Source organism: uncultured Holdemanella sp. (assembly GCF_934772795.1).
Taxonomy (GTDB): domain Bacteria; phylum Bacillota_I; class Bacilli_A; order Erysipelotrichales; family Erysipelotrichaceae; genus Holdemanella.
Genome location: NZ_CAKVMR010000105.1, coordinates 1 through 3328, shown reverse-complemented (window position 1 = coordinate 3328; position 3328 = coordinate 1). Strand labels below are relative to the sequence as shown.

Here is a 3328-nt window from a genome sequence, read left to right as displayed (position 1 = left end):
GAGATGTAAACAAGACTTGGCAAATGAAAAGCGCCCATACAAATCATTTTATATGATTTGATGGGCTTTTTTTATTTGTGTATACAGGGGCTGGACAAGTGGCGGCTGTTACAATGTTAGCTCAAAATGCTGCTTATGTAACAATTGTATTTACAGTCTTTATATTAAATTTGCGTCATATTATTATGAGTACATGTATCATGGAAAAGATGGAGAATACAAACTTGTGGGTTCGTTTACTTTTATCTTTTGGCATTACAGATGAAGTGTTTGCGATGTCAATGACAGATAAGAAAATTAATAAGTTAACTCCGTCATTCTTTGCAGGACTTGCGCTATTTTCCTATTTATCATGGAATATAGGATCCGCTTTAGGTATCCTCTTTTCAAGTATACTGCCTAGTATCGTATCTAAGAGCTTAGGTGTATCTTTATATGCGATGTTTATTGGGCTGTTAGTGCCAAATATGAAGAAGTCAATTCGATTATTATATGTGGTGATTTTGACAATGATTGTAAACTGGGTGTTAAATCAATTCTTATCGAGTTCACTATCCATGTTGATATCGACACTTGGATGTGCACTGATTGGAATGTGTTTCATTTCTAGAAAGGATTTACAATGAAGTTTGCGATATTGATTTTATTTCTTTGTTTATCCACCTATATACCGAGAATGATACCAGCCTTGTTTATGGATAAGATTCAAGTGTCAGGAAAGGCAGCTACATTTTTACAGTTGATTCCATATACGGCTATGGCATCTTTAGTTTTTCCGGCCATATTATATGTGGATGAGAATATGTGGATTGGAGTAGTAGCTGGTGTTGTAGCGGTGATTGCAGCTTTAAAAAAGTTGCCTGTAATTGGTGTAGTTTTATGGAGTGTAATTGCTTGTGTAATATTATATATGTTTTTACTTTCATAGCAATGTAAAAAATTTACAATCATATTGTAAATGGTTGCAAATGATGATATAATTTAATCGGCTTCGAAAGGAAGTTTTAAGAAGGTTTGCGTCAATAGAAATCGTATTTTGCTCCTTCCTCAAGTTCACTAATGATTTCAAAGTTGACGTAATAGATTAGGCCTGAGTGAATCCGGGCCTTTTTGTATGCTACAATAGTGCTGGTGATAGTATGGAACGAATTGAAAAACAGATGCAGTTTATTTTGGAAATTGATAAAGAGAAACAAATTAAAAGAAAAACACTTCAAAGCAATGGACAAGATTTTGAGGATGATGCTCAACATGCCTGGCATATGGCTATTATGACATTATTATTGAGTGAATATGCCAATGAAGAAATCGATGTATTAAAAACAATTTCAATGTTGTTGATTCATGATCTTGTAGAAATTGATGCAGGAGATACATATGCTTATGATGATCAGGGCTTAAAAACACAAAGTAAAAGAGAAGCACTTGCGGCAAATCGTATCTTTAATCTATTGCCTGAAGATCAGGCGAAGAAAGTGTTTGATTTATGGAATGAGTTTGAGGAAAGAAAAACAGCAGAAGCCAAATTTGCCAGAGTGATGGATAATTTTCAGCCGGTGATGTTGAATGCAGCAACTGATGGAAGAATGTGGGCTGAAAATGGTGTGCATCTTGAAAAGATATTAAAGCGAAACGAGAAAACACATGAGGGTAGTGAAATGTTGTGGAAGTATATGTATGAGCATTTTATTTTGCCAAATGTAGAGAAGGGAAGAATCAAAAAGTGATTCTTCTATTTTTTGATTATACTACTATACAAAACAAAGTAGTGGTGATAAACTAGTAGTGAAAGAGGTGGTTTGATGAAAAAAGGATTCATTATATTATTTGTATGTATACTAGTGTGTATTGCAGGAGGTAGTTTTCTTGCGGTTCATTTGATTCGTAATGTAGAAGTTTCTGAAACTTCGATTGTGAAAGAACCATTAAACTATGAGAAAATAGACGCTTTTAGTTCTATTAATTTAGATTTGACAAGTATGGATGTTAAAATTGAAAAATCTAGTGAAAATGCGATTTCGTATCGTTTGCAGGATGCGAAGAAACAAAAACTGGAATATTCGGTTGATCATGGTGTTTTAACTGTAAAAGAAACAATTTCAGATAAACATTTTGTCGGTCATGATGATAATGAAGTGATTCTTTATACGACAAATGATTCTTTAAGTGTGAATGGTAATCTTGTTGCGGGGGATGTTGAAATTCAAAATGTGGCATTAAAGGATTCTAGAGTAACAAGTGTATCTGGGGATATTTCAATTGAAAATGGAAGTTTAAATAATTGTAGCTTCATCACCACAAGTGGAGATATTGAATTTGATGGTCAATTGACAGGGGATAATACACTAGAAACCACTTCTGGAGATGTAAGTGTAGAAAATATCAGTAATGTTTCAGTAACAGCTAGTACAACGAGTGGAGATATTGAAATTAAAGAAGAAGAATTAACTGGTTCTGTAACTCGAGTATTAGGCTCAAATAATGCAACATTGACATTGAATACGACAAGTGGTGATATTGAGATAAATTAAAAGGATTAACAGATACATTGGTGACATGTTGATATATTCGACATTAATGGTGTCTATTTAAGAATTATTGTATAGGTGTAAACAAAAGAAAGACTACACTTATGACAAGAACTTCGAAATATTTAAACCAAGATACAATTGCTGCTTTACAATCTTTTCAAATCGAAAAGATTGATCGTGAAATCACTGATTATTTAGATACAAACAATAAAATGAATACGTATCATTTTGAATACTGTCTCGTTTAATTAAGAGCGGTTTTGCCAACTCTGGTAAACAGATGCTTCGTTGTAAAGAATGCAAAAAACGTTTTGTTGTGGACCGTGGTCAGCTTACTTTTTATTCTCACCATGATCAATCTAAATGGAATGAACTTATCCTGGATACATTGAATGGTGTATCTCTTAAAGAAACAGCTGTTAAAATCAATGTAAATGAACGCAATGTTTTTAATATGCGTCATAAACTATTAGTTAGTCTAAAAACTGAAGAACATCCCAAATGAGGTTGAAATGAATGAAAAGTATACTCCATACAATCTTAAAGGAACTAAGATTCATGGAGTCTAACCTAAACATCGTGGAACACCTGCTACAAAAAGAGGATTATCGAATCAACTGGTTTGTATCATCACTGCAATACAGAGATTTGCTCATACAATTGCCAGAACATTAAATTATGGTAAGCCATCATTCATAGATCTATTAAGATTTGGTAAATGTCTTGAATCAAAATCTTTTGTAATGCTAGATGGTTCAAACAGCTACAACGAACTTTTAGAAAGTAAGAACTGCACA

The 3328-nt window shown here is 33.2% G+C and carries 6 protein-coding genes; all 6 read left to right on the top strand.

The features are described from left to right. Positions 1-77: 77 nt before the first annotated feature. Entirely contained in the window at positions 78-626 is a 549-nt protein-coding gene (locus Q0F04_RS11535; protein WP_295753436.1) for an AzlC family ABC transporter permease, read from the top strand. Beyond that, positions 623-928, top strand: coding sequence for an AzlD domain-containing protein (locus tag Q0F04_RS11530; protein ID WP_295753434.1), 306 nt, complete (start codon positions 623-625; stop codon positions 926-928). Before Q0F04_RS11535 ends, Q0F04_RS11530 begins: the two co-directional genes overlap by 4 nt. 211 nt (positions 929-1139) lie before the next feature. Further along, complete coding sequence (locus Q0F04_RS11525; protein ID WP_295753432.1) at positions 1140-1727, top strand: HD domain-containing protein; 588 nt, start codon at positions 1140-1142, stop codon at positions 1725-1727. 75 nt (positions 1728-1802) lie between these two features. Then, positions 1803-2531 carry a DUF4097 family beta strand repeat-containing protein gene (locus Q0F04_RS11520; protein ID WP_295753430.1) on the top strand — a complete coding sequence of 243 codons (729 nt, stop codon included), beginning with the start codon at positions 1803-1805 and terminating at the stop codon, positions 2529-2531. A 101-nt stretch (positions 2532-2632) separates the two neighbouring features. Next, positions 2633-2779 (top strand): hypothetical protein, encoded by a 147-nt coding sequence (locus Q0F04_RS11515; protein WP_182374085.1) that lies wholly within the window; start codon positions 2633-2635, stop codon positions 2777-2779. 32 nt (positions 2780-2811) lie between these two features. Further along, entirely contained in the window at positions 2812-3036 is a 225-nt protein-coding gene (locus tag Q0F04_RS11510; RefSeq protein WP_118011815.1) for a hypothetical protein, read from the top strand. Positions 3037-3328: the final 292 nt, after the last annotated feature.

Coding starts and splice junctions, on each gene's coding strand:
- Q0F04_RS11510 (WP_118011815.1), top strand. CDS start 2,812: ATGCTTCGTTGTAAAGAATGCAAAAAACGTTTTGTTGTGGACCGTGGT.
- Q0F04_RS11520 (WP_295753430.1), top strand. CDS start 1,803: ATGAAAAAAGGATTCATTATATTATTTGTATGTATACTAGTGTGTATT.
- Q0F04_RS11530 (WP_295753434.1), top strand. CDS start 623: ATGAAGTTTGCGATATTGATTTTATTTCTTTGTTTATCCACCTATATA.
- Q0F04_RS11525 (WP_295753432.1), top strand. CDS start 1,140: ATGGAACGAATTGAAAAACAGATGCAGTTTATTTTGGAAATTGATAAA.
- Q0F04_RS11515 (WP_182374085.1), top strand. CDS start 2,633: ATGACAAGAACTTCGAAATATTTAAACCAAGATACAATTGCTGCTTTA.